Annotated in this window: 3 protein-coding genes; all 3 read left to right on the forward strand. The window is 55.7% G+C overall.

What is annotated here, in order from left to right:
- Positions 1-1,050: DUF2345 domain-containing protein (locus PVZ80_RS19710; protein WP_273864432.1), on the forward strand; the 1,050-nt coding region annotated here is incomplete at its 5' end.
- Between the two features lie 14 nt (positions 1,051-1,064).
- Positions 1,065-2,819: a phospholipase D-like domain-containing protein gene (locus tag PVZ80_RS19715; RefSeq protein WP_273864433.1), complete on the forward strand. Its 1,755-nt coding sequence runs from the start codon at positions 1,065-1,067 to the stop codon at positions 2,817-2,819.
- An 80-nt stretch (positions 2,820-2,899) separates the two neighbouring features.
- On the forward strand, positions 2,900-3,863 hold a 964-nt coding region (locus PVZ80_RS19720; RefSeq protein WP_273864434.1), incomplete at its 3' end, for a tetratricopeptide repeat protein.

Below are 3,863 nucleotides of genomic sequence, written 5' to 3' on the forward strand. Positions count from 1 at the left end.
GAGGCGCAGGCCGAGGCCAACGGCGGGCAGTTGGACCGGCGGGACGTCATCGCGGCGCTGGAGGCGGCGCTGCAGCTGGCCCGCACGCTGGGCGACTATGCCGGCGAGCACCAGGGGCTGGCCCACGATGCCAAACCGCGGCAAACGCTGACCGAGGCGGTTCGCGACATGGGCCACGGTGCCAACGACCAGGCCGGCGGTACAGGTGAGGGCGCTGAAGCGGCGCTCGCCTTATCGGCGCCGGGCGGGATCGCGGCGGGCACGCCCCGCTCCATCGCCCTGGGCGCGGGCGAGCACCTGGATGTGGCCGCGCACGGCAACGTGCAACTGAGCTCGGGCGAGAACACCGTGATCAACGCCGCCAACGGCCTGGGTACCTTTGCGCAGCGTGGTGACATGCGACACATCGCCCACCAGGGGGAACTGCTGCTACAAGCCCAGCAGAACAATATCCAAATCGATGCAGACCAGAGCCTGGAGATCACCGCGACCGAAGATCACATCCTGATCGCGGCCAAAGAACATCTTACGTTGTTGTGCGATGGCGCCTACATCCAGCTGAAAGGCGGCAACATTGAGATGGGCATGCCCGGCGGTTTTTCCGCCCAATTTTCCGATCGCCAGTTCATCGGCCCAGGTCAGCGGCAGCCCACACTCCCTGTTTTCGAGGCAGCCACAGTTAACCCGTTGCGTCGGACGATGCAGTTCTCACTGGCCACCCTACCTGGCTTCCCGCCCCAATACGCAGGAGAGCCCTTCACACTATTTGCCGATGGGTCACCTATCGAGGAAGGCGTGCTTGATGAGACGGGTGGATTGCGCTGGGAGCATCAGGAAGGCGTCGAGAAGTATGCCGTTGAGTTGACCACGGGACAGCGTTTCGAAATTGATGCCAAGAGCAAGTTCGCAGGGGACAAGGAAACGCGCGAGATGCAGAAGCTCTCCAATCGAGGCTTCCGGAGTCATGACCACGCGGGGGATATGGCGGCCACTGAGAACGCCGTTGGCGATGCTTTCCGTCAGCTGTTTGCCCGTTACAGAAGCCGTTAAGAGAGAGCGACCAGATGGAATTGATCTCCACCACTGACACCTTTACCGTTTCACTGGAAAACCAGCGCTCGGTAATTTTGAGTTTCCCCTGGTTCGTCAGTCAGGCGAAGTACCCGCCGCGACCGGCTAATCGCATCGAGCCGCTGATCAATGGCGATAGGGCATTTAGGGCGGTGTACAACGCAATTGATAAGGCTCAACACAGTGTTGAGATCATCAGTTGGGGCTTCGATCCGAGCATGCGAATGACTCGCCCCAACGGCGAACGCCTCGGCGATCTATTGCGCCGCAGAGCCTATGGCTGGGACGGAAGGCCCCCGATCGAAATTCGTATCCTCATCTGGAAGAACGTGCTGGCCAATTTTGCCGAAAACAATATCCCCGGCGATGGTCTGGCGGGCAGCGGCGGGACGGCTGTTGGTTCAGGTATGGGCTCTACCGCACCCTCTAGTGAAGGGGGTACCAGTAAAGATGGATACAACGAGTACGGCCACAACGTTCTTAATAGCGCGGGAGTCAAGAATGACGACCCTGAGGCTGCAGCCTACAACCGCGACTGGTACAAAAATCGCCCGGACCGGCTGACATTCCGCACCCGTGACTTTAGTCTGTGGGATCGCACAAACATTGTGCTGCACCAAGCCGTACAAAGTGGCACCGCAGGGCCGAGCCAAACGATCGGTATGTCGCTCTTCGCATCCCACCACCAGAAGACCGTTCTGGTGGACTATGAGCACCCTGAAATCGCCACGGGCTTTGTCATGGGCCATAACTTATTGCGCGACTACTGGGACACTGACGCTCACGAATTCTATTCCCCAGAACGCTTGAATTTCCAGCCGTGGCAGGACCTATCGTGCCAGGTTTGGGGACCGGTATTGCACGATCTCAATGAGAACTTCGTTGAGGCCTGGCGCAAGTCCGAGAGCTGGTTTTCGTCCTCCAAAGCTTGGCGTGAGGCAAGGCGAGCCCTCAAGAGCGAAGACTTCATCACGCCTGAGCTAGAGGAAAACGGTGAGATGGCGCAAATCCTCCGCACTCAATCCCAAGAGGATGACCGCTCTATCCTCGATGCCTATCGACTGGCGATCGGCAACGCACGCTTCTACATGTACTTTGAGAACCAGTACTTCCGCTACAAGGCATTTGCCGAACTCCTGAGGCAGGTTCGCCGCAAGCTAAAAGGCCGTGGTTGGCCGTCAGACTTCTACATATTTGTGGTCACTAACATTCCGGAGGGCACCGGTCGAACCAACACCTATGAAATGCTCGATGCGTTGGGGCACGGCAGTCGGATGCCGAAATATCACCGCGATACAGAAAAAAAGCCCGACCCGGACGCCGAACTGCGCAAGATCGACCTAGATGGGGTGAACATCCATGTTTGCACATTGCAGGTGAGAGGTGATGTTGTAGGAAAGTCCATGTGCGAGGTTAAGTACAACCCAATTTATGTTCATTCAAAACTTATGTTGGTCGATGACGTGTTCTTTACTCTCGGCTCGGCAAATATCAATGCGCGCAGCATGGAGGGTGATAGCGAACTGAATATTTCATGCCCCTCTCCTGAATTGACCAAGCAGTGGCGAGAAAAACTGTGGGAAATTCATACGGGAAGTAGCCCAGAAATCGAGCTTCGTGACGAGTATCGTCGCTGGGGAGATGATATGGAAAGCAATGATATCTTCGCGAAGAAAGGTAAGGCGCTTTCTTCTTCGCTCCTTAGTTTTCATGATCCAAACAATAAATCATGGGGGGCGCCGGATTGAAAGCAAGCATCTATATCTTGGGGGCGCTACTAATCTTAATTTTTTCGGGCACCAAGGCAAACCCTCTGGGAGAAAGTCACATGGATCGCGATCCCCACCTTTGGAAAACGCTCCAATTCACTTGTTCCAAAGAGCAAAATCCCCCGCTTGATCCAGACGCGGACAAGCTGTATCAGAAAGCTCGCATTTTCGAGGAGAAAAACAACGAAGCCAATGACCGCGAAATGGTTGATCTTTACCGAGAAGCCGCGGAACGCGGGCACTATAAGGCCATGCTCAATCTTGCTGGCCTCTATGTGCGTGGAATTGGCGTTGTCAAAGACGAAGGAAAGGCGGTCGATCTTGTTGAGCAAGCGATGAAACTCAACTCTCCCCATGCGTTTTATCTCATGGGCGTCATGTTGCAACAAGGGATTGGTGTCAAGCGAGACGATCGCGCTGCCATGAGCTTCTTCCGACGTTCCGCAGATTTGGGAAATCGCTATGGGCAGCACGCAACAGGAGAGGCAATCCGTGATGCATTTATTCGACAGGGGGAATCGGAAAAAAATCGAGGATTTTCTATTGCCGTGCAAATGCTGGAGTGCGCGCTGGGGCAGGATTTGGCTGCAGCCGGCCATACGCTGGGTATGCATTTCTTACTCGTTGAGGAAGACCCTTTTCGGGCTTTAGAGTATTTCCAAAAAGCAGCCTCTCTTGGGAGTGATAAGAGTCTTTACAAGCTTTATAGGACTTTCAAAAATGGGGAGTTTGGAGTCTCGAAAGATATCCAGAGAGCTGCTTGTTACAAAAACCTCGACAAGCAACTGCAGACCGATCCAAAGAAACGCTTCCCTGACATTGATCGCCAGTGCCCTTTGCCTCCATCACCAGCCCCTACTAGTACTAGCGGCCAACCTTCGCCGCGCGTCGGCCTCTGGCATCAGGTAGGAAATCCCACCGTGATGTTCCGCGCAGCTGCGGGCGATAGTTTGCCGCTGGCAAATGGCGCACCCGTTCAGTGGGAGTGGGAGGCGTCGCCCTTTGAGGGTTCCCGCCTTGTGT

Source organism: Pseudomonas sp. B3G-3 (genome assembly GCF_028640915.1).
GTDB lineage: Bacteria > Pseudomonadota > Gammaproteobacteria > Pseudomonadales > Pseudomonadaceae > Aquipseudomonas > Aquipseudomonas chlororaphis_I.